The 25,903-nt window shown below is 70.4% G+C and carries 14 protein-coding genes and 1 pseudogene; 9 read left to right on the top strand and 6 right to left on the bottom strand.

Features of this window, described 5'->3' with window-relative positions; all coding sequences use genetic code 11:
- The first annotated feature begins 18 nt into the window (after nt 1–18).
- On the top strand, nt 19–558 hold the full coding sequence (locus WMF43_RS00600) for a cupin domain-containing protein (RefSeq protein WP_437676621.1): 540 nt from the start codon (nt 19–21) through the stop codon (nt 556–558).
- Nucleotides 559–629: 71 nt separating this feature from the next.
- Here the strand turns inward: WMF43_RS00600 and WMF43_RS00595 are convergent, their stop codons facing one another.
- Nucleotides 630–3,062 carry a serine/threonine-protein kinase gene (locus WMF43_RS00595; RefSeq protein ID WP_437676619.1) on the bottom strand — a complete coding sequence of 811 codons (2,433 nt, stop codon included), beginning with the start codon at nt 3,060–3,062 and terminating at the stop codon, nt 630–632.
- On the bottom strand, nt 3,059–3,808 hold the full coding sequence (locus WMF43_RS00590; RefSeq protein ID WP_437676617.1) for an RNA polymerase sigma factor: 750 nt from the start codon (nt 3,806–3,808) through the stop codon (nt 3,059–3,061). Before WMF43_RS00590 ends, WMF43_RS00595 begins: the two co-directional genes overlap by 4 nt.
- Before the next feature lie 344 nt (nt 3,809–4,152).
- On the opposite strand from WMF43_RS00590, the gene WMF43_RS00585 reads away from it, so the two are divergent.
- The 5 genes from WMF43_RS00585 (at nt 4,153) to WMF43_RS00565 (ending at nt 15,075) form a co-directional block, all read left to right on the top strand.
- A complete protein-coding gene (locus tag WMF43_RS00585; RefSeq protein ID WP_437676616.1) occupies nt 4,153–5,406 on the top strand; it encodes a hypothetical protein in 1,254 nt (417 codons plus the stop codon).
- A 688-nt stretch (nt 5,407–6,094) separates the two neighbouring features.
- Nucleotides 6,095–7,885, top strand: coding sequence for a S8 family serine peptidase (locus WMF43_RS00580; RefSeq protein WP_437676614.1), 1,791 nt, complete (start codon nt 6,095–6,097; stop codon nt 7,883–7,885).
- Between the two features lie 526 nt (nt 7,886–8,411).
- A complete protein-coding gene (locus WMF43_RS00575) occupies nt 8,412–11,486 on the top strand; it encodes a PAS domain-containing hybrid sensor histidine kinase/response regulator (protein WP_437676612.1) in 3,075 nt (1,024 codons plus the stop codon).
- 353 nt (nt 11,487–11,839) lie between these two features.
- Nucleotides 11,840–13,477, top strand: a complete 1,638-nt coding sequence (locus tag WMF43_RS00570) for a CocE/NonD family hydrolase (protein ID WP_437676610.1) — start codon at nt 11,840–11,842, stop codon at nt 13,475–13,477.
- 437 nt (nt 13,478–13,914) lie between these two features.
- Nucleotides 13,915–15,075 (top strand): hypothetical protein, encoded by a 1,161-nt coding sequence (locus WMF43_RS00565; protein ID WP_437676608.1) that lies wholly within the window; start codon nt 13,915–13,917, stop codon nt 15,073–15,075.
- 116 nt (nt 15,076–15,191) lie between these two features.
- Here WMF43_RS00565 and WMF43_RS00560 read toward each other — a convergent pair whose 3' ends face one another.
- On the bottom strand, nt 15,192–16,040 hold the full coding sequence (locus WMF43_RS00560; protein WP_437676606.1) for an oxidoreductase: 849 nt from the start codon (nt 16,038–16,040) through the stop codon (nt 15,192–15,194).
- A gap of 127 nt (nt 16,041–16,167) precedes the next feature.
- On the opposite strand from WMF43_RS00560, the gene WMF43_RS00555 reads away from it, so the two are divergent.
- Nucleotides 16,168–17,118, top strand: a complete 951-nt coding sequence (locus WMF43_RS00555; RefSeq protein WP_437684251.1) for a LysR family transcriptional regulator — start codon at nt 16,168–16,170, stop codon at nt 17,116–17,118.
- A 72-nt stretch (nt 17,119–17,190) separates the two neighbouring features.
- Here WMF43_RS00555 and WMF43_RS00550 read toward each other — a convergent pair whose 3' ends face one another.
- Both WMF43_RS00550 and WMF43_RS00545 read right to left on the bottom strand, forming a co-directional pair.
- Complete coding sequence (locus WMF43_RS00550) at nt 17,191–18,099, bottom strand: SCE4755 family polysaccharide monooxygenase-like protein (RefSeq protein WP_437676604.1); 909 nt, start codon at nt 18,097–18,099, stop codon at nt 17,191–17,193.
- 234 nt (nt 18,100–18,333) lie between these two features.
- On the bottom strand, nt 18,334–21,075 hold the full coding sequence (locus tag WMF43_RS00545; protein ID WP_437676602.1) for a YncE family protein: 2,742 nt from the start codon (nt 21,073–21,075) through the stop codon (nt 18,334–18,336).
- Between the two features lie 182 nt (nt 21,076–21,257).
- On the opposite strand from WMF43_RS00545, the pseudogene WMF43_RS00540 reads away from it, so the two are divergent.
- Nucleotides 21,258–21,485: pseudogene (locus tag WMF43_RS00540) on the top strand (putative immunity protein); the annotation flags it as partial.
- A 95-nt stretch (nt 21,486–21,580) separates the two neighbouring features.
- Here WMF43_RS00540 and WMF43_RS00535 read toward each other — a convergent pair.
- On the bottom strand, nt 21,581–22,744 hold the full coding sequence (locus tag WMF43_RS00535) for a hypothetical protein (protein ID WP_437676600.1): 1,164 nt from the start codon (nt 22,742–22,744) through the stop codon (nt 21,581–21,583).
- A 192-nt stretch (nt 22,745–22,936) separates the two neighbouring features.
- On the opposite strand from WMF43_RS00535, the gene WMF43_RS00530 reads away from it, so the two are divergent.
- Nucleotides 22,937–25,720, top strand: coding sequence for a glycoside hydrolase family 3 protein (locus tag WMF43_RS00530; protein WP_437676598.1), 2,784 nt, complete (start codon nt 22,937–22,939; stop codon nt 25,718–25,720).
- Nucleotides 25,721–25,903: the final 183 nt, after the last annotated feature.

Raw genomic sequence — 25,903 nt, 5'->3', positions numbered from 1 at the left:
ATCGAAAGGAGCCCCGCCTTGTCGAGCAACGAGCAAAAGGCCGATCCCCCGGTCATCCGCAAGCCGATCGCCGCCGAGAGCGTCCCCTGGGAAGAGTGGTCTGAAGGATCGCGCTTCGGCAGCCGCTACCGTCATTTGACCAAGGCGGCCACGGGCGACGGCTATCACGTCGGCGTGCAGATCGAGGAGCTCCTGCCGGGGAAGCAGTCCTCGCCCGCGCACTATCACATGCTCGAGGAAGAGCACATCCTCATCCTGGAGGGGCGCGCCACGCTGCGGCTCGGGGAAGAGACGATCGAAATGTCGGCCGGGGACTACGTCTGCTTTCCAGCGCGCCAGAAGGCCGGCCACTGCCTCGTCAACACCAGCGACGCGCCGTGCCGCTTCCTCGTGATCGGCGAGCGGAAACCCGACGAGATCTGCGTCTACACCGACTCGAACAAGATCCTCGTACGCTCGGTCCACGAGGTCTATGACAAGTCGCAGGTCAGGGATTACTGGGACGGTGAAGAGACGGGCGGCGATCAAGTGCCCTCTTCTTCGTCCTCCTCGTCATAACCCTCGTCACCGTCCACGGTCGACGAGCTGGAGCGCGCAGCCAGAGGGAGCGCGTCGAGCTCCGAGGTGAGCTATCGGCTGATCAGCGCCGGATCCATCGGGTCCACGGCGCCGCCGGGAGGCGGCGCGGCGGCAGGGCGCGACGGCGCGACCGCGGGCGCTGCTGGAGGTCTGCCCTTGCCCGGCGGCGCGGGTTGCTGGGCGCGCGCGCTGGACGGCGGACGCGCAACCAAGGCCGGCGATCGCGCCCCGGGCGTGGCCCCCGCGCCCTGCGAAGGCGGCGCGCCGCTCGAGGACGCGGCGTCCTGCGACGGCGGCGCGCCCGCCGAGGCCTCGGCCTCCGGAGCGGGCGCCGCGCTGGTCGCCGTCGACGACGGCAGGGGCAGCGGCACGGCCGCGCTGCCGCTCGGCAGGGCCTGGCCCGGCGTCACCTCGATCGACGGCGCCGTCGCCGCGACGGACGCGGACGCCGCCGGCGTGCCGTCCGCGACCACCGCAGCGCGCCGCGCGGCCAGCAGCGCGGCGCCCAGCGCGAGCGCCGCCGCGGCCACGCCCAGGACGAGCACGCCGCGCCGCCTCCCGGGAGCGACCGGCGCGTCCCAGGTCGGCGTGGTGGTCGCCCGGTCCGGGGCGACGGCCTCCGGGCGAGCGGCCGGTTCGTCCGCGGCCGCGGCCGCGGCGCCGGACCCGGCGATGCGGCGGATGCGATCGATCGAGGGCCGGGACCCCTCCGGCGCGTACGGCCCGAGCGCCTGCGCGAGCTCGGCGACGCTGCGGAACCGCCGCGCCGCGTCCTTCTCCAGGCAGCGGAGCACGACCGCGGCGAGGCCCTCCGGCGCCTCGGGGCAGCCGTCGCGGAGCCGCGCGGGAGCGCCGGCGGCGATCTTCGCGCCCATGGCCATGATGCTGTCCGCCTCGAACGGCGGACGGCCGGTGAGGAGCTCGTGCAGGACGACGCCGAGCGACCAGATGTCCGCGCGGGCGTCGACGCGCTTCGTGCTCTCGAGCTGCTCCGGCGACATGTACAGCGGAGAGCCCATGACCGCGTCGGGCGCGGTGATGCTGGCGTGGGCCGGGGGAGGCTCCGCTCCCGCGGCGTCGCTCGCGCGCGAGATCTTCGAGATGCCGAAATCGAGCACCTTCACGAGCGGCGAGCCGTCCCGCCGGGTGGTGAGGAACAGGTTCGAGGGCTTCAGATCCCGGTGGACGATGCCGAGCGCGTGCGCCTCGGCGATCGCCTCGCCCGCCTGGAGCACGTAGTCCACGGCCACCCCGACCGGCAGCCGCTTCCTGTCGTGCAGGACCTGCCCGAGGTCCTTGCCGCTCAGGAACTCCATCACGATGAACGGCGCGCCGTCGTCGAGCGTGCCGACGTCCATCACCCGCGCGACGTGCTCGCTCTCGAGGCGCGACGCCGCCCGCGCCTCGCGCAGGAAGCGCTCCACGTCCCCGCCGCCCTTCCTCCCGCGCAGGAGCTTAATGGCCACGCTCCGCTCGAGCGCCTCGTGCCGCGCGAGCACCACGACGCCCATCCCGCCGCGGCCGAGCGCGCGGACCACCCGGTACTTGCCGGCGATCAGGGTCCCCGCGGCCGGCGCGGGATCGCCGGCGGCCGAGGCCGGGGCGGCGCCGAGGTCCCTGTCGGCGAGCAGGGCGGCGAGCTCGCGCGCGACCTCGGCGGCGCTCGCCGGGCGGGCCCCGGGGTCCTTGGAGAGCAGGCGCGCGACGAGCGCCTCGAGCGCCGGCGGGGCGAGCGGGCAGAGCTCCCGGACCGCGGGCGGCCGCTCGACGAGGACCTTGACCAGCACCGCCTCGGTGTCCGCGCCCAGGAACGCGGCCCGGCCGGTCAGGCACTCGAAGAGCACCGCGCCGAGCGCGAACAGGTCGGCGCGCCCGTCGGGGGGCGCCGCGCCGCGCACCTGCTCGGGGGCCATGTAGCTCGGCGTGCCGACGAGCGATCCGGCCTGCGTCACGGCGGGCGCGTCCTTGCCGCGCGCGAGCCCGAAATCGAGCAGCTTGACGCGCTCGGCGGCGCCGCCCTCCAGGAAGATGTTGCTCGGCTTGATGTCCCGGTGCACGAGGCCCCGCTCGTGCGCGGCGGCGAGGGCCGCGGCGACGCCGTGCCCGACGCGCGCCGCGTCGCGCACGCCGAGCGGGCCCTCGGCGAGCCGCGCCGCGAGCGTCACGCCCACGAGCCGCTCCATCGCGAGGTACCGCTCGCCCAGCGCGGTGCTGCCGTGGGCGACGTAGCGGACGATCCCCGGGTGGGAGAGGGCCGCGAGCGCCTCGGCCTCCCGGTCGAAGCGCGCGCTCGCCGCCTCGTCGACGTCGCGCAGGAGCTTGAGCGCGACGCCCCGGCGCGCCTCGCGGTCCCACGCCTCGAAGACGACGCCCATGCCGCCCTCGCCGATCAGCGTGTCGATCTCGAACCTGCCCGCGACGACCTCGGGCTCCGCCGCGAGCGAGACGAGGCGCCCGACCCCCGCGTCGTCGAGGAACGTCATCGGGCGCCCCCGAGCAAGGCGCGCGACTCGGCCTCGAACTCGGCCTCGGAGCCGGTGATCTCCCGGAGCTTCTCGAGGAGCAGGCCGCGGAACTCGCGCCGCGCGGAGGCGAGGTAGTTGGTCACGTCGGTGACCTTGATCCCGAGCTCCGCGGCGAGCTCGGCGTAGGTGGGGCGGGCTTCCGGGCCGTCGTCGAGCACGTAGCGCTCGAAGACGCGGAAGGTGAGCTGCTTGCCGCCCCGCTCGCAGCGCTCGCGCAGGGCGTCGACGGCCATCCCGACGAGGTGCCGAGTCCACTCCCGATCGAAGTACGTGTCGAGCGAGTCGGGCGCGGGCACGGCGAGCGCGCCAATCTCCCGCTCGGCAGAGGTGAAGTCAAGGCTGAGCGTCACGGCATGTCCGCCGCGCTTCTCTCGCCCGCTGCTCTCGGCCTCCTTCATGACGTAGCGGTCGAGGCACATCTTCAGATAGGTGCGGAACAGGGCCCGCGACGGGTCGTAGGCGGAGAACGTGCGCTGCTCGAACGCCCGGGCGAAGAAGCCCTGCGTCAGATCGGCGGCGCGCTCGTCGGGGAGGCGCCAGCGGACGCGGAGGTGCTTGTAGACCGGCTTCCAGTAGGCGCGCACGAGGATCTCGAACGAGCGCGCCCGCTCCGCCGGGTCGTCGCTGCCCACCGCGACGACGGCCGACCTCTGGGTCGTCGGAAACCTGCCTCGCGGGGCCCCGCGCGAGAAATCGTCGGCCATGTCTAAAGGAACGCGGGGGGCGCGCGGAATAGGCTCATCGACGAGGCAAAGCTACCACAGGCCGACCCCGGGCGGGAGCTCCGGCGGGCGCGCCGGCAGAGGACACATCACGGCCCGCCGGCGGCCCGAGCTGCAGCGCTGCCCTGCGCCCCGCGCTGCGGGCCGCGGCCTCGGCTGCGCTCGGCGCTCCATCCAACGTTCCGTGGAAGAAACGTTCCGTGGAAGAGAAGAGCAGAACATGAAAAAACACCTCTCCCGCCCTCGCCCCGCTGCTCGCCGCGTGTGATGAGGAAAAGATGACATTCAGGGGCGCGACCCCCAACCTCTAGCCTCCCGAGGACAACGTGAACCCGCTCCGTCCGTCTCGCCGTCCGCTCTGCGGTCCGCTCTTCGGTCCGCTCTCAGGCGTGCTCCTCGGCGCGTCGGCGCTGCTCTCGGTCCGGCAGGTCGCCGCCGAGGAGAGCGCCGCCGAGCGGCTGTTCCGGGAGGGCCGCGCGCTCCTGGTCGAGCAGCGCTTCGCCGAGGCCTGCCCCAAGCTCGAGGAGAGCCTGCTGCTGGAGCCGAGCCTGGGGACGAAGCTCAACCTCGCCTTCTGCCACGAGCGGCTCGGCAACGTCGCCACGGCCTGGGTCGGCTTCCAGGAGTCGTTGACCACGGCCCGAACGGAGGGAGACGCGGCGCGGGAGGCGTTCGCCAGGAGGCGGCTCGAGGCGCTCGAGCCGCGCGTGCCCTGGCTCCGGGTGCGCGCAGCCGCGGGCGACGCCGGCGCGGACCAGCTGACGATCCTGATCGACGGGGCGGCGCTCGATCCGGTCGCCTGGGACAAGGAGCTGCCGGTGGACCCGGGCGAGCACGTCGTGGCCGCGGCCCATCGCGGCGAGGTCTTCTGGCAGACGACCGTGGCGCTGAGGGAGTCGGAGCGCGTGGACGTCGCCGTCCCGGCGGCCGCGCCGGCGGAGGCGCCCGCGCCGGCGGGCCCGGCCCCGGCGACCGCCCCGGAGCCGGCGCAGCGGCCCGCAGCGCGGCACGAGGAGGCGAGCGCGCGCTCCGCCGAGCCGCGCGCGACGGGCGGCATCGTCTACGAGGCAGGCGTGCTCACCGGCTATCTCTGGCTGGAGGCGAACAAGCAGGAGGGCTGCAGCAACGGCATCGCCATCTGCGACTACGATCTCGCGACCGGCAACCTCGTCGCAGGGGCGACGGGGTTCGTCGGGTATACGGCGCTCGAGCGCCTCGACCTCGGCGTTCGCTTGCTCGCCGGCCTCCACTCCCACGGCGCGCTCATCGCGCTCGGCCCCTCGGCGTCGTACCGCGCCGGGGAGCGCTTCGGGGTGGGAGCGACACTGCTCTTCGGCACGGCGACGCAGACCGGGGATGCATGGGTGACCGGCGACGATCCCAGCAGTTATAGCGATTCCATCGAGCTCGGGACCAGCGTGCCGCTGGAGTTCTCCGTCGGGCTGAGCGCCGTGCTCGGCATGAAGCTCATGGACGGCCCGACGGGCGCGCTCTTCTTGCAGACCACGCCGCTGCTCCTCGTCGGCTGGAGGGGCGTGGGGGCGTCTCTGCCGCTCGGCGTGGCGTACCGCTGGGACTGACGTCCTGCGCTGCTACCCGGAGCCCGGCGGCGCCGCGCTCATGCAGCGCGGCCGGGCGCTCTCGCCCCGTCACGAATGCGCACCCCAGGGCGTTGTCAACCCTGGGTTGCACCGGTTGACAGCGGCGGTTGGCACCGGCGGCTCGCCGCCTCCTTGTGCCGAGCCCGTCCTCGACGTCTTCACGCCGTTCGTTCGAGGAACGGAGATTGCTATGCCGGACAGCGACGCCGGCTACCAGGACGAAGAACACGCCGCGGCGCCTCGCAAGCAATGTGAATGCACCACGCCATAACGCGCCATCGATGGTCCAGCGCGCTTTCGCCCATGATTTGCCGTCGATACAGGGCGCGCATCTCGCCGGGCGTGTCGATCATTGCTGAACACAGGAGTTCGCCGCGACGAAGGCAACGATGACGTGGCGAGCTCATATCGATGATTGAAGATTTCGACATGGAACCATTTCCGTCCATCTCGGCTGTGCTACATGTGGTCGGAAGCTGACGCCGGTTGGGCTCGCCGAGCCCGCTCACCCCATGACGGGCGGTGCCCACGAACGGCGGTCAGTGGGAAGAGGATATCCATGCGAACTAGTCGTATTGGTTCAGCCATCATTTCCTTTGCCGCGTCATCAACGCTCGGCATGGTCGCCGGTTGCGGCGGCGACATGGGGGCGGACGACGATCCAGGCTTGTCCCCGGAGGTTGAGATCGCGGCTGCGAGCAGCGCGCTCACGCCGACGGATCCGCATTTTTCCAAGCAATGGTCGCTCTACAACCAGGGCCAGACGGTCCCAACCGAAGATATCGGCGGCGGCACGATCAACGTGGTCGCCACCCCGCGCGTCGATATCAACGCTCGTGCGGCGTGGGACATCTCGCAGGGGTCCACCTCGGTCATCGTCGGCATCATCGATCCGGGGGATACGGACCTGACGCACCCGGACTTCATCAACAACATTCAACCCTGCGCGGATCCGACCGGGTGCGATTTCATCGACGGCGACGGCATGAATATGCCGGCCGCTCACGGCACGCACATCGCCGGCATCATCGCTGCCCGGATCTCGAATTCGCAGGGCATCACGGGTGTGGCGCCGAAGGTGAAGATCCTGCCGATGAGGGCCAGCGCCGATGATACGTCGATGATCGACGCCATCAACTACGCCGTGAGCGCCGGCGTGAGGATCATCAACGTGAGCCAGGGCGGGGAAGACGACTACAACGAGGATGTGAAGACGGCCATCGCCAACTCCGGCATCCTGTTCGTCTTCTCGGCAGGCAACGACGCGACGGCGAGGTACAACTACCCCTCGGCGTACGACCTCCCGAACGTGATCTCCGTGGCCAACGTCGACCCGACCGGCGAGCTCGCCGCGATGAGCAACTACGGCGAGGCGTACGTGCACATCGGCGCGCCCGGCAAGGGGATCTACAGCACCCTCCCGGGCAACCAGTACGGTTACTCTGACGGCACGTCGATGGCGGCGCCCCAGGTGGCCGGGGTGGCGGCCCTGCTCCGCAGCAAGTACCCGAGCCTCACGATCGCCCAGGTTCGCGATCGCATCCTGCGCACGGGCATGAAGCTGACGGGTCTCTCCGGCTTCGTGCAGACGGGCGCCATGCTCGACGCCTACGCGGCCCTGAAGGACGTCGGTCCCGTGAAGCCGACCGCCAGCTCGGTCCCGGGCACGGTGACGCTGCAATGGCCTGCGGTGCCCGGCGCCACCAAGTACGACGTCGAGGTGAACGGCTCCGTGACCAACGTCGGCAACGTCCTGAGCTACGTGCACAGCAGCCTGGCGACCGGCTCGACGCACGTCTATCGCGTTCGAGCCACGGTGAGCGGCTCGAACACCGAGTGGAGCTACCGCGTCCTCAAGAAGGCCGTTCAAGATCCGACGCAAGAGGCATACGTGCTCGAGAGCAGCCACCCGTACTACAGCGAGGAGGAGTTCTCCGGGTACGTCACCAAGCGCAACGCGAAGCTGCTGCGCGTCCATTTCAGCGCGCTGGAGCTCGCCTCAGGGGTCGAGCTCCAGTACGCTGTCAACGACGGTGGCGACACGTACTTGAGCGGAAGTTATCCCACCGGCTTCTGGACGGACTGGAAGCCCGGCGAGTTCTACTTCTATGTGAACGAAGACGTATCGGCCTCGACCTACGGCTTCAAGATCGACAAGATCGAGTACCTGACGGGCATTCCGGATCAGCCCGCTGATCCCTACTACATCAGCTGGGACGTCCTGCCTGGCACGATCTCGATCGGGGTGAGCTGCACGCCGGGCTCGATCGACACGAACATCTTCCGGGCGACGTCCCCCGCCGGCACGTATGCGCAGATCGCGACGATTCCGGATGACCAGTGGAGATACGATGACACGAGCATCACCTCGGGTCTCACGTATTACTACAAGGTCTCGTGCACCAACGATCTGGGCACATCGCCCCGGTCCGACTACGTGTCGGTGGTCGCACCGTAAGACGGGCGGGGCCGGCGTTCCTCCCGCGGAGGATCGGCGAGGCAGGGCTCCTGCCTCGCCGCGCTCCGTGCGACCCAGTCTCCCCTCGACCGGCTCAGGTCCGTCCCGATCTTCTCCATCCTGATGCGGGACGAGGGCACGGCCGAGCTCGACGCGGCCGCCGGCGAGCGGGCGGCCGAGCAGGCGGCGTGGCTCGACGGACATCGGCCCACCCCCACCCCACGCCCGCGCGATGAGCACCCTCGCCGGGGGCATCCCGGTTTTGTGTCTTTACCAAGAGAGGACATCGGGTCATGGCCGCGGGGGGGGAGCACCCGGCATCTCCACCAAGCGAGGACATCGACGAACCTGGGCAACGCGGAGCTGGTCACCATGCTGGCGACTTTTCGCCAGGGTGTTTCAGGTCGCCTGTCCCGCCGAAGACTCCATGGCGGCAATTCATGTCCCACCCTTGCACAACCCATCGACATGGACAAAGCGTCCAAAACGCTCCGCCGGTCACGCCGGGCGGAATCGATCACATCGAATGGACGTGACCTCTCCGAAGTACGATCGCGGCGCGGCGCGGCGCGGGATCGATCCACAGTTCCGGTTGCTCGCCGAGAGCATTCCGCAGCTGGTGTGGGCCGCCTGCCGCGACGGCTCGTTCGTGTATGTCAACCGCCGGCTCCGCGAGTTCACCGGGCTCTCTGCGGAGCAGGCGAAGCGCCTCGGGCTGGCCGCCGTCCTCCATCCGGAGGACGCGCGGCGCTGGTCGGCGGCGTGGCGGGCGGCCGTCGAGCGGGGCGCGGCGCTCGAGCTGGAGGTCCGCCTGCGGCGGCATGACGGCGTCTACCGCTGGTTCCTCGGCCGCGCCGAGCCCGTCAAGGACGCCGGGCGCAGCGGGGGCCGCTGGCTCGGCACGGCCACCGACATCGATGAGCGGAGGCGATGCGCCGAGGAGAGCCTGCGCGAGAGCGAGGCGCGGCTGCGGCTGGCCCTCACGGGCGGCCAGCTCGGCGTCTGGGAGTTGGACCTGCCGAGCGGTGGCCTCTTCTGGTCGAGCGAGGCGCTCGAGTGCGCGGGCCTCAGCGCGGCGCAGTTCGGCGGCACCTTGGACGATTTGGCGCGCCTCGTGCACCCCGACGACAGGGAGGCGGTCTGGGCGCACGCCGACAGCGCGCTGCGCAGCGAGACGGACTACTGCATGGAGTTCCGCGTCGTCCACCCCGACGGGCAGGTGCGCTGGGTCCACAGCCGCGCGCTGGTGCAGCGGGATCGCGACGGGCGGCCGCTCCGGATGGTGGGCGTGGTCGGGGACATCACCGCCCGCAAGCTCGCCGAGCTGTCCCTCCGGGAGAGCGAGGCGCGCTTCCGCAACATGGCCGATCACGCGCCCGTGATGATCTGGATCACGGGCGCCGACGGGCGCGCCACGTACGGGAACCGGATGTGGTCCGAGTTCTCGGGCCAGGCCGAGGCGAGCGCCGTCGGCCTCGGCTGGCTCGACGCGCTGCACCCCGAGGATCGGCTGGCGACCCTGCAGACGTTCCAGCGGGCCGAGGCGCGGCGCGAGTCCTTCCGGCTGGATTACCGCCTGCGCCGGCACGACGGCGCGTACCGCTGGTGCATCGCGTCGGGCTCCCCGCGGCTCGGACCGAACGGAGAGTTCCTCGGCTACGTCGGCTCGGTCATCGACATCACCGAGCGCAAGCAGGCGGAGCTCCTGTTGCGGGAGAGCGAGGAGCGGTTCCGGCGCGCCGTGATGGCGACGCCGTTCCCCGTCATGATTCACGCCGACGACGGCCAGGTCGTCTGCGTCAACCGCGCCTGGACCGACGTCGCCGGCTACGCTTCCGAGGATCTCCCCACCGTCGAGGCGTGGCTCGACAGGGCGCACGGGGCGCAGAAGGACGCTGTCCGCCCCAAGATACGGGCCCTGTACGCGCAGGGGGCGCCTTCCGACGTCGAGCTCGAGGCCACCATCGCCACGGCGACGGGCGAGCGGCGCACGTGGGTGTTCCGCGGGGCGCCGCTCGGGAAGGACGCGGCGGGCAGGCGGCTCGTCATCAGCATCGCCCACGACATCACCGAGAGGAAGCGGGTCGACGACGCGCTCCGGGAGAGCGAGGCGAAGTTCCGGACGCTCGCCGACGCCATGCCGCAGATCATGTGGACGGCCCGCCCCGACGGCAGCACCGATTATTACAACCGCAAGTGGTACGAGTTCACCGCGGTGCGGGAGGGCGAGGCGACCCCCGAGAGCTGGATCTCCTTCCTGCACGAGGACGATCGCGGGCGGTGCCTGGACGCGTGGCGCCGCGCCGTCGTGACCGGCGAGCCCCTGGAGATCGAGTACCGCTTCTTCAGCGTCACCACCCGCGAGCACCGATGGTTCCTGGGCCGCGCGCTGCCGGTCCGCGGGCCGTCGGGCGAGATCGTGCAGTGGTACGGCACCGCCACGGACATCCACGACCAGAAGTGCGCCGAGGCCGCGCTGAAGGAGGCGGATCGGCGCAAGGACGAGTTCCTGGCGATGCTCGCCCACGAGCTGCGCAACCCGCTCGGGCCCCTCCGCAACGCCGCCGAGATCCTCCGACGCTCCGGGCTGCAGCAGCCGTGGGCGGCGCAGGCGTGCGGCGTGCTCGAGCGGCAGGTCGCGCACATGGCGCGGCTGGTGGACGACCTGCTCGACGTCTCGCGCGTCGCCCGCGGCAGGATCACGCTGCGCAAGGAGCGCTGCGACCTGGCGCAGGTGCTCCGGCAGACCGCCGAGGACTACCGCAGCACGCTGGAGGCGAACGGCCTGGAGCTCGCGCTGGAGATCGCGGCCGAGCCGCGGTGGATCCACGGCGACCCGACCCGCCTGTCGCAGGCCATCAGCAACGTGCTGCACAACGCGAGCAAGTTCACCGACGCCGGCGGCCGGGTGACGGTCTCCCTGTCGGCGACGCCGGAGGGCTCCGCCGAGATCCACATCCGCGATACGGGCATCGGCATGGATGCGGCGATGCTGGCCCGCGCCTTCGATCCGTTCACCCAGGCCGATCGCAGCCTCGACCGCAGCCGGGGCGGGCTCGGGCTGGGCCTCGCGCTGGTGCGGGGCCTCGTCGAGCTGCACGGCGGCGAGGTCTCGGCCGAGAGCGCGGGCGTCGGCCACGGGACGGCGGTGGTCGTCCGCCTCCCGCTGGCGCGCAGCGTCGCGCCGCCTTCCCCGCGCGCCGCGCCGACGTCGGACGTCGCTGCGCGATCGCTGCGCATCCTGGTCATCGAGGACAACGAGGACGCCGCTGCGATGTTGCAGGCGCTGCTCAGCATGGAGGGCTATCGGGTCGAGGTGGCCCTGTCCGGGCCCGCCGGCGTCGACGTCGCCCGCTCGTTCTCGCCGGAGGTGATCCTGTGCGACATCGGCCTCCCCGGCGGGATGGATGGCTACGGCGTGGCGCGAGCCTTGAAGGGGACCGCGGGCGCCTCCCCCTCGCTCCTCATCGCGCTGACCGGCTACGGCCGGGAGGAAGATCGCCGCCGGGCCGAGGAAGCCGGCTTCGACATGCACTTCACCAAGCCGATCGAGCCGAGCTCCCTGGAGAGCCTCCTCGCATCCATCGCGGCCCGGGGGTGAGGCGGCGGCGGGCGTGGCCGGCCGCGCGGCGTGGCCCGAGCGCTCCCCGCCGCTCGACGGTGCTGGTTCCGAGCGTCACTCGTCTGGCCAGGGATCCCGAGAGATTTCAACGCAAAGGCGCAAAGGCGCAAAGGCGCAAACCAGAATTTTCTCTGTGTTTTTGCGCCCTTGTAAGTTATGCATCGAGCACACATCGAGCGCCCCCGCGCGCCTGGCGGGAGGAGTCCATCCGATTGCAATCGCGCCGATCTCGAGTGCAGGGCGAAGTGCACGGGCCAGTAACGGCCGGGCCGGCGGCGGTGCACGCTCGCGCTGCGTTGACGCGCCGCCCGGAGGTGGCTTGAATTCCGGGCATGACCGTCGCAAGTCGCATCATCGAACGGCTCCTCGATCTCCCGCCGGCGGAGACGCGCGACATCGTGGTCGAGCGCGATCTCCCGGTGCCCATGCCCGACGGCGTCACGCTGCTCGCCGACCATTACCGCCCGCGCAGCGGCCCGAAGCGACCCACGATCCTGGTGCGCTCGCCCTACGGCCGCGCCGGCGCCTTCGGCCTCTTGCTCGGGCGGCCGCTCGCGGAGCGAGGGTTCCAGGTGCTCCTGCAGAGCTGCCGGGGCACCTACGGCGCAGGTGGGGAGTTCGATCCGTTCCGCAACGAGCCGGCCGACGGCGCCGCCACGCTCGCGTGGATCAAGGCGCAGCCGTGGTTCTCGGGCGAGCTGGCCACCTTCGGGGCGAGCTACATGGGGTTCGTGCAGTGGGCGATCGCCGCCGACGCGGGCCCGGAGCTGAAGGCGATGGTGACGCACGTGACCAGCTCCGAGTTCCGCAGCCCCATGTACATGGGCGGATCCTTCTGGCTGGACACGGCGTTGACGTGGACGCACCTCGTCCACAATCCCTCGGTGTCGGTACTCCGTGCGGCCCTCGCGCTGATGAAGGCCGAGAAGCTCGTGCGCGCCGGCGCCGCGCACCTGCCGCTCCGCGAGGCGGACGCCAAGGTGATCGGCAAGCCGGCGAAGTTCCTCCGCGAGTGGCTGGAGCACGATCCGCCCGGCGATCCCTGGTGGAAGCCCGTGGATTTCAGCGAGCGCGTCCGCGAGGTGACCGCGCCGGTGTACATGCTCGGCGGCTGGTACGACGTCTTCCTGCCGCAGACGCTCGCCGATTACCAGCGACTCCGCGGCGCGGGGCGATCGCCGCACCTGACGATCGGACCCTGGACGCACAACGATCAGCGCTGGCTGACCGTGGGCATGCGCGAGTCGATCGCCTGGCTCCGCGCGCACCTCTTCGGCGATCGCAGCGGGCTCCGCGATCTGCCGGTGCGGCTCTTCGTGATGGGCGCGAACACGTGGCGGGATTTCGCCGAGTGGCCGCCGCCGGGCTACGCGGAGGAGCGCTGGTATCTGCAGTCGGCGGGCGGCCTCTCCACGCGCGCGCCGATCGCCTCCGAGCCGGATCGGTATCGCTACGACCCCGCCGACCCCACGCCCTCGGTGGGCGGCGTCAGCCTCAGCCAGAACGCCGGCCCGAAGGACAACCGGGCGCTGGAGGCGCGCGGCGACGTGCTCGTCTACACGAGCGCGCGGCTCGATCGCGCCGTGGAGGTGATCGGCCCGGTGAAGGTCGTCCTCCACGTCGCCTCCAGCCTGGAGCACACCGATTTCTTCGCGCGCCTCTGCGACGTGGCGCCCTCAGGGAAGTCGACGAACCTCACCGACGGCATCCTCCGCCTCTCGCCCGGCAATCCGCCCGCCGAAGCCGACGGCACGCGCCGGATCGAGATCGATCTCTGGCCGACCGCCCACCGCTTCCAGCCCGGCCACCGCATCCGCGTGCAGGTGTCGAGCGGCGCCCACCCGCGCTTCTCGCGCAACACGGGGAGCGGCGAGCCGCTCGCCACCGCCACGCGCCTCGTCGCCGCCGAGCAATCGGTCTACCACGACCCCGCGCACCCCTCGGCGATCCTGCTCCCGGTCGAGCGCTAGTTCCTGCCTCATAAGTCTGGCCAGGGATCCCGAGAGATTTCAACGCAAAGGCGCAAACCAGAATTTTCTCTGGATTTTTGCGCCCTTGCGTTGAAATCTCTCTTCTCTCGCCGCCATCCCTGCCAAGACTTCTGACAGGCCGACCTAGGCGCCGCGGGTTTCCAGCGGAAGGACAAATTTATGTTCCCACTGGATTCCCCTGATGCGCTGAAAGGAGCGGAGGCGAGGCGGCGAAGACCGCAGTGAAGGGATGCCCCAGACCTCCTGCGTGGTCACGGTGGGATCCCTCTGGCCTTCGAGACGGCGCTTGTCGGTGAGCCGCTTCAGCGGCTGCACGTGGCCCGACCTTCCGCTCGCAAGCCCAGCGCACCTCTCTTTCCGAGGACTCCATGAAGAACGATGGTCGCAATCTCCAATCCCGGATCTGGCCGCTCGCTATGGCAGCAGTCGGCGCGCTGTCTCTCGTCGCCTGTGGTGGAGTCGATGATGAGGTCACAGCCGAGCCAGCGCTCGACGAGGTGGGCGTGGCCTACCAGGGGCTGAGCTCCCATTGGGGCTGGGCCCACACGGACCACGCGAACCCCTATACGAACCGCTGCGTGAACGACGCCGCCAGCAGCATCAACGCGCTCTACGACCCGAGCTATGTCATGGCCTACCGCAGCGGCAGCGACGCCTGCAGCACGTCTGCGCCCACGACGGGCACCGGGCTCATTCATCACCAGGGCATCCAGCGGCTCGCGCGTGACTACAACTATCTCCTGGTGACGACCTCGGTTCAGGGGGGCGCGCGCCCGGGCTTCGAGGTCGTGCGCCTCGGATCGCTGAGCAACAACCCGTGGCTGCTGGGTCGGAATGCTTATCCATCCCGGCTCCCGTCCTGCAGCGACGCGATCGTGCGCTACCAGCCCGACGACTCGGGGATGCCGTACGATCACTCGGGCGGCCTCCAGGTGAACGGCGAGTACGCCATCGTGCCTTTCGAGAAGAACGACGACGGGGCGACGGCGGGCTTTCGCATCGCCAGGTTGTCGGATCCCTTGAACCCCCAGTGGAGCCCGCTGGTCTTGCGAACGCGAGGTCAGACGGTCAACGCGGGAGCGGTGAGCCTCACGCTGCTCTCCTCTGGCCGCTACCTCGCGCTCGTCTTTGGCCATAACTCGGACGACGTCGAGGTGTTCGTGTCCTCGGAGGCGGCGATGCCCTACTTCGGCAGCTCGAGCTCCACCTGGGTATCTCAGGCGAGCGCCTCGACGCCCTTCGGCGGCGCGGAGTACCAGGGCCTGCAGCTCGTGACCCAGTGCGACGGGCAGCTCTTTGTCGCTGGCACGCACAGGAACAAATGGTTTGACGAGGACTGGGTCGACCTGTGGCGTGTGGACCTCAGCGCGAGCTTCGTGCCCAGCTTCACCGAGGTGGCCAGCCGACACATGTCCTGCAGCAGCTCGGCCACGGGCAACAAGCGCTACTGTGCCTTCGATGCAGGGGCCGGGATCTATGTGGATCCCGACGGCGAGATCCTGCTGTATGGGGTGGAGCACTACAACGACGCCTACCCGGGCACGACACGCGCGGTCAAGGTGCGCGAATTTCCGTAGACGCTGCGCTGAGGCGTGCCCTCACAACGCCGAGCAGGGTGCCAGATCACCTGTCCTGCTGTCCCGAGGAGGCCTCCGGTCCTCCCCCGCTTCCGTGGACGCCCACGGCGCGGGCTTCACCTCGGAAAGTCCGTCGACGCCGAGACGGCGCGCCACGCGGCGAGCTCCTGCGCCACGAACGTGTTCTTCGCCTCGATCGCGGCGATGGCGTCGGTGCCGAGCGGAAGACGGAGCGGCGGGTTCTTCGCGCGGGCGAGCTCGACGACCACGCGGGCGAGCCGCGCCGGGTCGCCAGGCTGCTGAAGGCTGACCTCCTTCGCGTAGCTCCGGACCTTGCCCGCGGTCTCCGCGTAATCGGCGATGACCTTCCCCGTCGCCACGACGGACTTCGCCTCAAGGAACTCCGTTCGGAAGTAGCCCGGCTCGAGGACCGTCACCGCGATGCCGAGCGGCGCGAGCTCCGCGTGCAGCGCCTCCGAGATCGCCTCGACGGCGAACTTCGTCGAGCAGTAAATGCCGAACCCGGGCCCCGACTGGTAGCCGCCCACCGACGAGAGGTTCAAGATCAGACCCGCGCGCTGATTCCGGAGCTGCGGAAGCACGGCGCGCGTTACCGCGAGGAGGCCGAACACGTTCGTCTCGAAGACGCGCCGCACCTCGTCGCCCTGGGTCTCCTCGATCGCGCCGACGACGCCGTAGCCGGCGTTGTTCACCAGCACATCGATCCGGCCGAACCGCGCGACGGCAGCCTCGACCGCGGCGGCGACGGACGCCTCGTCCGTCACGTCCAGCGCGAGGGGGAGGAGCGCCTCAGGCTGCCCGAAGCGGTCCGTGATGCTCCTCGGATCGCGCGCGGTGGCGACCACCCGATCGCCGGCGGCGAGCGCCGCGCTCGCGATCTCCGCGCCGATTCCGCGCGACGCGCCCGTGATGAACCACACACGCTTGTTCTCGCTCGTTTTCATGGGGATCTCCTCTTCGTGGTCCGGGGGCTAGGCCCCCCTCACACGAAGGAAGATGCAGCATCCCGGTCATGAAGAAAATGCGCAGAACGCTTGATGCTTTATGAACCTGCGGTTCATAATCGCGGGCATGATCGACGCGCTCGACGGGCTCACGACGTTCCTCGCCGTGGGCCGCTGCAAGAGCTTCACCGCCGCCGCCGCCGCGCTCGGCGTCACCCCCACCGCCGTGAGCCAGAAGATCAAGCTCCTCGAGCGACGGTACGGCGTCGTGCTGTTTCAGCGGACCACGAGGCGCGTCGCGCTCACGGAGCCGGGCGCGAGCCTCTTTCAGCGCCTGCAGCCCGCGATCGCCGACGTCGAAGGCGCGCTCGCCGCGCTCGGGGACTACCGCGGGCGTCCCTCGGGGAACCTCCGCATCACCGCGCCGCGCATGAGCGGCGCGTGGCTCCTCGCCCCGCTCGTGGCGCAGATGCGGGAGGTGTACCCGGAGCTGTCCATCGAGGTTTCGCTCGACGATGCCTTCGTCGACCTCGTGGCAGCCGGCTTCGACGCGGGCATCCGGCTCGGCGACGCGGTCGAGAAGGACATGGTGCGGGTTCCGATCACGAGCCACTCGTCGTGGTCGATCGTCGGCTCGCCGGCCTACCTCGAGAAGGCGGGGCGACCGCGCGCGCCGGAGGACCTCGTCCACCATCGCGCCATCCGCCAGCGCCTCATCGCGAGCGGCACCGTCTATCGCTGGGAGCTCGAGCGTCGAGGCAAGACGATCACGGTCGATGTTCCCGGCGGCATCGTCGTCGACGACATCGCGCTCATGGTCGCGCTCGCGTGCGCGGGGTCGGGCCTCGCGTACGTCCCCGACCAGGCCATCGAGCGCGACCTCTCCGAGGGACGGCTGGAGCGCGTGCTCGAGGCGTTCATCACGAAGGGCCCCGGCATCTACCTGTACTTTCCGGCGCGCACGCAGGAGCAGCCGAAGCTTCGCGCGCTGATCGAGAGCGTCACGAGCGCTCGCGGGCAGAAGGCCAAACGTCGTTCAGGTCGGACCGGCGCCTCCGGTGGTGGGGTCTCCGCGTGAGCTCGAACCCACCCGCTGCTCGGTGAGGCCGCAACGGCGACTCCACGCCGCCGCTCCCGGCGCCGGAGCTGGTCACTTCGTGGTCGATCTGCGCGATGTATGCTCTGGAGCACGAGCGTCGCGACGTGCAGCGAGCTTCGCACGGCGGCGCCAGCGCAGGAGCCCGAGCGAGAGCAGGATCGCCATGTACGCGGCGGTGGCCGGGCCCGCGGCGCCGGCACGGCATCCGCATCCGGACGACAAGGAGGAATCGCCTTCGTCCGCCTCGCCGCCGCCGCTGCCCGCCGTCGTGGCGCCGCCGTCGTCGGTGCCGCCCGCGCCCGCGCCGGCGCCGCTGCTGCTGCTGGTGGATACAGCGGCGCCGTCGTCCGGGCCGCCGCCGGCGCCGCCCGCGCCGCCCGCGCCCTCACCGTCGCGCGGGACGATCGTGATGGTCGCGCAGTGATGATAGAAACAGCCACCAGGGTTGTTGATCGCGTGGTTCGACATGAACTCGCTGACCTGCAGCGTGCAGTTCGTGCAGGTGAAGTCGGGGGGGAGCGCGATCTGCACGGATTGTGGTTCGGAGAACGCCGTCGTGTGGACGAGCAGGCCATCCGCCACGAGGGGCAGCGCGGGCGCGGTCTCGATTACCGTGGAGCCGCACGGGGTGGAGCCCGGGGTCACCACCGGATCGGGGGGGAGCGCGTCCGGATTGGGCGCGATCGACACGCGGTAGTGGCCCGGGTGGAATATTGTCTCGTCAATGGTCAGCGTGATCGTCTGACCCTGGACGAACGTGGTCACCTCGCCGGTCGGCTGGGCCGGATTCCCGGGGTCGGCCTGACCGCAGGGCGCGCTCTTCTGCGGGTCGCCGAGGTTGTTCTGCTCCGAGTAGCAGGCGGGCTCGAGCAGGGAGAAGTGGGCATGCGCCACAGCCGGATGGAGCGCGCCGGCGGCCGCCGCGGCCAGCATCGCCGCGGGCACGCGCCACGGTGTCATACGTCTGGTTCGAGAGGTTTGCATTGGCCTCTCTTTATCAGGAGGTGGTCTTGCGGTCAGCGCCCAAGTCGGCTCGCTGGTCCCTCTCGCAGGCCGGCGCGGGGGCAGCGAGGCAGGCCTGCCTCCGGCGGCGCCGCGGCGTTCACCGGCGCCGCCGGCGTCCGCCCGGGCTGTCGCGGCCTGGCGCCGAGGACGTGCAGGACCACGTAGCCCATGCCGCTGGCAGCGTGCCGCTCACTCGTCGCCGTCGAGGATGCCGTCCTCGTCGCGGTCGATCCCGATGCGCGCGCCGCTGCCAGGCGGGACGCTGGTGAACGTCATCTCGTGGTGAGGGAGCTGCGCGAAGAACAGCAGGGTCGACTTCGTGGTGCCGCCGAGCGCCTGTCGGTCCGCGATGAACTGGCTCGATCCGACGTAGAGAAAGCCGATCTCGTGGCTTCCGACACGCGCCTTCGCGATGACGTCGCACTCGCCTTCGTCCGCCCGATCGAGGAAGAGGTCGAGGCGCGGGGTCGCCGCCGCGACGTTGTGCTGCGTCACCGTGACCTGCTGCCCGACGATGGGCGCCAGGTTGCTCTCGAACGCCATGATGTACTGCTCGACCTGCCGGCGCCGCGCTTCGCCGTTCCCGCCGGGGCTGTCGTCGAAGCCGCCCGGGCTGAAGACGTTGTCGAAGCCCATCACGCTCATGAAGCGGAAGATGGTGTCCATGGCCCCGTCGTTGAGGAACCCGAAGCCGCGCACCTGGTCGCCCATGAAGTCGTTGTCTCCCGGATAGATGAAGGGAGTCGGGACCATGCCGAACATGCCGACCTTCTGGTACAGGTTGCGGAGGTGCGGGGTCTTCATGACCTGGGGCACCTCGTTGCGGACGTACCGGCCGTCGGTCCCGAAGAAGCCGGGCAGCGGCTCGCCGAACCCTGCGTTGGCGTCGGGGTCGATCACGTGGCACCCCACGCACGATCCGCTGAGATCCGTGCCGTCCGCGAGGAAGTGGTCTCGGCCGGCTTGCTGGTCCGGCGTGAGCGAGTTGTCGAGGTTCCGGATTGGATTCGGCGGGTACATGATCTTCAGCGCGAAATCCGCGAACGCCTCCATGTCCGGGGCCGGGATGGGCCCGCTCCGGCCGAGCAGACCGACGAACCCGGCCTGGAACTGCCTGAACGCCTCCCGCTCGTCGAAGGTGCCCTCGTCCGGCTGCGCGCTGGGCTCGTTGTAGCCGCCGGTGCGATCGCCGCGCCAGTGCATCGGCCCGTGGTTCGCCATGCCGCGGAGGCTCTGGGTGGTCATCGGCCCTTTGAGGGCCATGAAGTCGTTCATCGGCGGCGAGAACAGCATGAGATCCTCGGCCACGGGCCCGGGGTTCGGGACGGTGGTGGTGTCGGGGTTGCCGAGATCCCAGGCCAGGCTGTCGAAATCCCCGAAGACGTGGCAGCTCGCGCACGACGCCTCGCCGTTGCTCGAGCTGAACCGCGCGTCGTACAGGAAGGGGCGGCCGGCGACGACGCTCGGCGGCTCGGGGTTGTGCATCGGGACACGCGCGGTCACGGCCCGCGTCGCCGTGTCGACCACCGCGATGGAGTTGTCGAACCGCGTGAGCGCGTAGAGCCGCCCTCGCCCCTCGTCGAGCGCGAGGCCCGTCGGGCCGACCGGCTCGCCGCCGTCGTCGAGGACGATGTGGCTCGCCGCGCTCGGAGAGAAGGTGTCGTTCTCCAGCTGGGCGGTGCTGAACACGCCGATCTTGCTGGACCCGAGCGCGGCGACGTACAGCGTGGCCCCGTCGCTCGTGATCGCCATGCCGAGGGGCAGCGCGAGGCTCCTGTCGTTCTCCGCGTTGGGGATCGGCGCGCAGCAGGCGCTGTAGTCGATGTGCTTGTTCAGGTGCCGCGGCGCGGCGCTGCCCTGATCCAGCACCGTGATCCGGCTCTCGTGGAGGTGGCCGCGCGCGCTCGACCCGGTGAAGATCCCCGGCCCTTCGAAGCGATCGAGGTTCATCGCCTCGGTGTTCGTCACGTAGACGCGGCCGTTCGCGGGGTTGACGATCATGTTGTAGAGGATCGTCCCGACGCCGGTGTAGTAACCGGCCGCGCCGGGCAGCTGCGCCGGCGGGTTGCTCGTCGCGTCGATGACGAACACGTCCTTGTCGGGGAGAGAGTAGTTCACGTACGGGTCCCAGGTCTGTCCGACGCTGTCGACCCAGCTCGTTCCATCGAACTTCACGATCAGGGCGGTCGCCGGCTGCGTCGTCCCGAGGTGGTCGGTGAACGGCGGCGGCGGCCCGCCGCCGAGCGCGACGATGTCCCGGTGCAGGGCGGTGGTCCGGTTGCCGCTGTGGAAGCCGGCCGCATAGACGCGCGTCCCGTCCGGGTTCACCGCGAGCGCCCGCGGCGTGTCGGAGAACAGCGAGAGGATCGTGAGGGGGACGCCGCCGAGCGAGCTCGCCCCGAGGTTCGCCGCGTCGTAGACCCAGACGTCGGCGCGGCCGACGCCGGGCGTCGCGAGCTGGGGATCGTACGGGGCGTTCTGCCCCCGGTGCGCCGTCGTGATGAAGGCGCGGCTGCGCGCCGGACCGCCAAACACGATGTCCCGCGGCTCATCCCCGACGAGCAGGGTGCGCGTGACGCGCGGAGAGGAGGCAGAGGAGACGTCGACGACGCTGACGCTGTCCGAGAGGTGATTGACGACCCAGACATCGCCGCTCCCCGAGACGGAGACGGCGACGGGCTCGAGCCCTACCGTGACGGAGCTCTGATGCACGAGCCCGGATGGCCCGACGCGGAACACCTCGAGGCGATTGTCGGGGGTGTTGACCGCGTAGAGGTGCTTCCCGTCGTCGGAGAGCGCGAGAGGACGAGCTTGACCGCTCTCGAAGAGCGCGTACGAGGCGGCCTGCGCTCGGGTGGTCGTGACGACGGAGGACAAGGAGAGCGAAGCGATGATCATCGGCGCCGCCAGGCGCCGCGAGACGGATATCATGATACACCTACCAAGGATCTGGAGCGCCAGGGAGGACACAGCGCACCAACGGTAGGATCGCAAAACTGGACCGCCGGTGTCAAGCGCGTCGATGAGGCGTCGAGCTCGCCGCGACGAGGCGCGCGAGCGCGTGTCGGCCTCACGTCGGCGCCGGCAGCTCACGGTGGTGACTGCGACGGTGTTCCGCGGGTCAGGCGGTGGCCGTGGCGCATGTAGCCGCCCATGAGTTAGGGGCTGCGGCGTACGCCATCAGGGCTGCCAGGGAAGCCGCGCCATCGGGCCAAGGGGACGCGGCCGCGCGAGCCGAACGCCAGTGGCAGTGGGAACAACTGCCCGACGAGATACGAGACCTCGTTCTTGACGACCAAAAACTGCGAAACGCACTCTGTTGGGACGTGTTCGTCGACTGAGCCGACGGCGCTGCCACGGACCGGGGCGCGCCATCGCGCGAGGGACGGCGCGCCGTCTCCGGGCTCAACCGGCTGCGGGCCGCGGTCGTGGTGGATCAGCCTGGGTCGGGTGGCCGGGGTCCGGAGGGCGGGTCGTGAGCCGGGTTGGAACGCGATGGGTCAACCCGGGTCGGGGCGCGCTCGGCACGCGCGGCTTTCACGACGAGCCAGATCGCTGCCAGCACCGTCCAGGCCATGATGACCGCGGCGAGCGCCCTCGCCCCGCCGCTGATGGCACGGAGCCGAGTGTACATGCTCCGACCGGTCCGTTCCATCGTGAACGAGAGCCGCTGCTCGTCCGAGAGGTTGCCTGATAGATCGAGCGCTCGAGCCGAGAGGACGTACTCACGCCCGAGCTCGAGCGCCCATTCGGGCGTCCCGCGTGGACGCTCGCTGCCATACACCCAGGGCACGGGCCCGAGGATCGGACCGACGATGCGCGTCTCGCCGTCCTGTGCGTAGACATTCCAGACGACCCACGCGTTCGGTCCGCGCTCCCTCGGGACGAACCAGAGCAGCCCGTGATCGTCGCAGGGATTGGAAATCTGGTCGCGCTGGATCATGAAGGCCGGCGCGACGGGCCTGTTTGCCGGCTCGGGAAGCGAGGCGATGACGACGATGGGCAGCTCAGCGACGTGTGTTACCAGGTAGACGCCATCGGGCTCCAGGCGCTGATCGGGCGGAAGCGAAAAGCAGCGACGACCATGGATGAACAGCTCGGGGCGCTCGATGAGCGCAGTCGACGGCCCCAGCCGCAGCCGCTGAACGGTGACGTGCCGTGTCTCCGGCGCCGGCTTCGGGTAATTGCCCCACTTCATCTGGTCGCCCCGCCTGGCGAACAGCACCTGCCCGGCCTCGTCGCGGAACAGATACACCGCCGCGGCGTCGAGATCGGCAGGAACATCGAGCTTGCAGCGTGACTGCTCACAGTTGAACGAGGCGCTCCCGTGCTCGACGACGGCTGTCGCGTGGAGCCTCGGCTCGACGTCGCACAGGCGGGCTGGTGAGGGCGGCACCTGCAGAACGGCGGGGATCTCTGAAAATCGACTGAACTTCGCCTCCGGATGATGCTCGCATGGAGGGGTCGCGGCGCTCGGCCGCGCGGCCGAGCAGACAGCGATCAGCACCAGCGTGAAGATCGCCGGCGATGTCCGAGACTTCCACACAGGAACCGCGGCGCTCGCCGCCCGCCGCTTGTATACCGAGGACGCGTTCGACACAGGTGCGCTCTCCTGGTTCAGCCCTTCTACGGGCCGATCTCGCGCCGCCTTCCCTCGTCGCACAGAGCGTAGAACAGCCGGGGATGGTCGCCCGTGTCAAGCCGCTCGTGCGAAGGGGCCGCCTTCACGCCACAGCCTGCGAGAGGTTGAGATTGACGCCCCACTGCGCCGGGACGATGCTCCGGCGCTGGCATGAAGCATTGGAATCGAAACGCAAAATGGCTGCTGCTCGCAGCCCTGACCATCCCTGTCCCCGCCTGCGGGGACGAGTCCATAAATCCCCTGACTGACCCGACAGGGTCGGGCGGGTCGGGCGGCGGCGCCACGACCGGGACCGGCGGCGGCGGCGACGGCGGCGACGGCGCGGGCGCGACCACCGGCACCGGCGGCGGCGGCGGCGGCGGTGCCGGCGGCGGCGGCACCGGCGGCGGCGGCGGCACCGGCGGCGGCGGCGGCACCGGCGGCGCGCCCGCGTCGGTCGAATGGCCGACGGTGACGAGCGAGATCCCGCTCGACCCCGAGATCGAGGACGCCATCGCCGAGCTGCTCGCGCGGATGAGCCCGGCGCAGAAGGTCGGCCAGATGGTCCAGCCCGAGATCCTGGCGATCACGCCGGACCAGGTCCGGGAGTACCACATCGGTTCGGTGCTGAACGGCGGCGGGTCCTGGCCGGGCCGCTCCAAGGACGCGACCGCGGCCGACTGGGTCGCCCTCGCGGACGCCTATTACACGGCCTCCACCGACACGAGCGGCGCGCCCGGCGAGCACCTCGGCATCCCCGTCCTCTGGGGCGTGGACGCGGTGCACGGCCACAACAACGTGATCGGCGCGACGCTGTTCCCGCAGAACATCGGGCTCGGCGCCATGAACGATCCCGATCTCATCGAGGAGATCGGCGCCATCACCGCCGCCGAGGTCGCCGTCACCGGGCTCGACTGGGCCTTCGCCCCCACGCTCGCCGTGGTGCGGGACGACCGGTGGGGCCGCTCCTACGAGGGCTACTCCGAGGATCCGGAGATCGTGAGGCGCTACGCGGGCCGGATGGTCCGGGGCCTGCAGGGCCGCCCGGCGGACGGCGCGGACCTGTTCAGCGACACGCACGTGGTCGCGACCGCCAAGCACTTCATGGGCGACGGCGGGACCGAGCAGGGCAAGGACCAGGGCAACACCGTCTGCTCCGAGGAGGATCTGCGCGACATCCACGCCCAGGGCTACCTCTCCGCGCTCGAGGCGGGCGCGCAGACCGTGATGGCGTCGTTCAGCAGCTGGAACGGCGACAAGATGCACGGCAATCGGTACCTGCTCACCGACATCCTCAAGGGCCAGCTCGGCTTCACCGGCTTCGTCATCGGCGACTGGAACGGGCACGGCCAGCTCCCGGGTTGCAACAACACGCAGTGCGCCGCGGCGATCAACGCCGGGGTGGACATGATCATGGTGCCCAATGACTGGATGGCGTTCATCGAGAACACCATCGCAGAGGTGCAGGGCGGCGAGATCCCGATGGCCCGCATCGACGACGCGGTGACCCGGATCCTGCGCGTGAAGATGCGGGCCGGCCTCCTCGGCCCCAGGGCGAACAAGGGCGCCCCCTCGACCCGGTCGGCCGCCGGCGACGCCGCGCTCCTCGCCGCGCCGGAGCACCGGGCCGTGGCGCGCGAGGCCGTGCGCAAGTCGCTCGTCCTGCTCAAGAACAAGGGCGGCGTCCTGCCGCTCAGCAAGTCGATGAACGTCCTCGTGGCCGGCAAGACCGCGGACAACATCCAGAACCAGTCCGGCGGCTGGACGCTCACCTGGCAGGGCACCGGCAACACCAACGCCGATTTCCCGAACGCGCAGTCCATCTACGCCGGCATCGACGAGGCGATCACGGGCGCCGGGATGGACGGCTCCGCGACCCTGAGCCCCGACGGCACCGCCGCGGCCGACACCTTCGACGCCGCGATCGTGGTCATCGGCGAGACGCCCTACGCCGAGGGCCAGGGCGACATCGGCAAGTTCGAGACGCTCGAGCACGCAAACCTCCACCCCGAGGACCTCGCCGTCATCGACGTCATCCGCGCCCAGGCGCCGAGCCTGCCCATCGTCACGGTGTTCGTGTCGGGCCGCCCGCTCCACACCAACAAGGAGATCAACCGGTCGGACGCGTTCGTCGCGGCCTGGCTGCCGGGCAGCGAGGGCGGCGGCGTCGCCGACGTGCTCTTCGGCGATTACGAGTTCCAGGGCAAGCTGTCGTTCTCGTGGCCCTCGGCCGACTGCCAGGCGCCCATCAACAAGGGAGACGACGAGCAGCCGCTCTTCCCGTACGGTTATGGCCTCCTGACCACCGACGCCGACGTGCTCGGCGACGATCTGCCCGAGGTCTCCACGGGCCACGGCTGCGCGGCCCCGGACCCGGGGACGGCCGGCACCACGAGCGAGCCGCTCGAGATCTTCATGGATGGCGACGAGAAGGGCGATTACGTGCTGCGCATCGGCGGCCCCTCGAACTGGGGCGGCATCGACGTGGGCATGGGCGCCACCCTGCCCGACGGCGAGGTCAGCGTGAGCACGGTCGACGGCGAGATCCAGGGCAGCGCCAAGCAGGTGACCTGGAGCGCGACGGGCCAGATCTACGCGCAGGTCTCGGCGGGCATGCCCGGGGTCGATCTGTCGCCCTACTACAACTCGGAGACCTCGATCGTCTTCCGGGCGCGCGTCGATGCTCCGCCCGAGGGCACGCTGGTCACGCTGTCGGCCCACTGCGTGTATCCCTGCCTCGGCGACATCAACATCGCGAGCACGCTGACCTCCATCGCGGACGGGGAGTGGCACGAGGTCTCCATCCCGCTGAAGTGCCTGACGGACAGCGGGCTCGACATCACCAACGTCAACACGCCCTTCCTCATCTACTCGGAATCGCCGATGGACGTGGCGATCGAGGACGTCCGCTGGGAGCCCTTCACCGCCGGCCCCACGCCGACCTGCACCTTCTGAGCCTCAGGGCAGCGTCGGCCGTCGCCTCACCTCCCACGACGCCCCCCTACGGCAGGCCAGACGCGACGCCGTAGACCGGCACCCTCGAAAATTTCCGCTGCCATTCCAACAAGTTGTGCGCCACCTGGGCAACGTGGCGCACCTGGCTCAGTGTGGCACGGATTCATCGCTCACGGTCACAGT

Origin of the sequence: Sorangium sp. So ce131, assembly GCF_051519095.1 — a bacterium.
Classification (GTDB): Bacteria; Myxococcota_A; Polyangia; order Polyangiales; family Polyangiaceae; genus Sorangium.
This window is presented reverse-complemented; position numbering and strand designations above follow the sequence as displayed.

Excerpts from the sequence above, each read along its gene's own strand:
- WMF43_RS00545 (WP_437676602.1), bottom strand. The coding sequence starts at position 21,075 with ATGATATCCGTCTCGCGGCGCCTGGCGGCGCCGATGATCATCGCTTCG.
- WMF43_RS00590 (WP_437676617.1), bottom strand. The coding sequence starts at position 3,808 with ATGGCCGACGATTTCTCGCGCGGGGCCCCGCGAGGCAGGTTTCCGACG.
- WMF43_RS00565 (WP_437676608.1), top strand. The coding sequence starts at position 13,915 with ATGGCAGCAGTCGGCGCGCTGTCTCTCGTCGCCTGTGGTGGAGTCGAT.
- WMF43_RS00560 (WP_437676606.1), bottom strand. The coding sequence starts at position 16,040 with ATGAAAACGAGCGAGAACAAGCGTGTGTGGTTCATCACGGGCGCGTCG.
- WMF43_RS00575 (WP_437676612.1), top strand. The coding sequence starts at position 8,412 with ATGGACGTGACCTCTCCGAAGTACGATCGCGGCGCGGCGCGGCGCGGG.
- WMF43_RS00595 (WP_437676619.1), bottom strand. The coding sequence starts at position 3,062 with ATGACGTTCCTCGACGACGCGGGGGTCGGGCGCCTCGTCTCGCTCGCG.
- WMF43_RS00570 (WP_437676610.1), top strand. The coding sequence starts at position 11,840 with ATGACCGTCGCAAGTCGCATCATCGAACGGCTCCTCGATCTCCCGCCG.
- WMF43_RS00555 (WP_437684251.1), top strand. The coding sequence starts at position 16,168 with ATGATCGACGCGCTCGACGGGCTCACGACGTTCCTCGCCGTGGGCCGC.
- WMF43_RS00550 (WP_437676604.1), bottom strand. The coding sequence starts at position 18,099 with ATGACACCGTGGCGCGTGCCCGCGGCGATGCTGGCCGCGGCGGCCGCC.
- WMF43_RS00530 (WP_437676598.1), top strand. The coding sequence starts at position 22,937 with ATGAAGCATTGGAATCGAAACGCAAAATGGCTGCTGCTCGCAGCCCTG.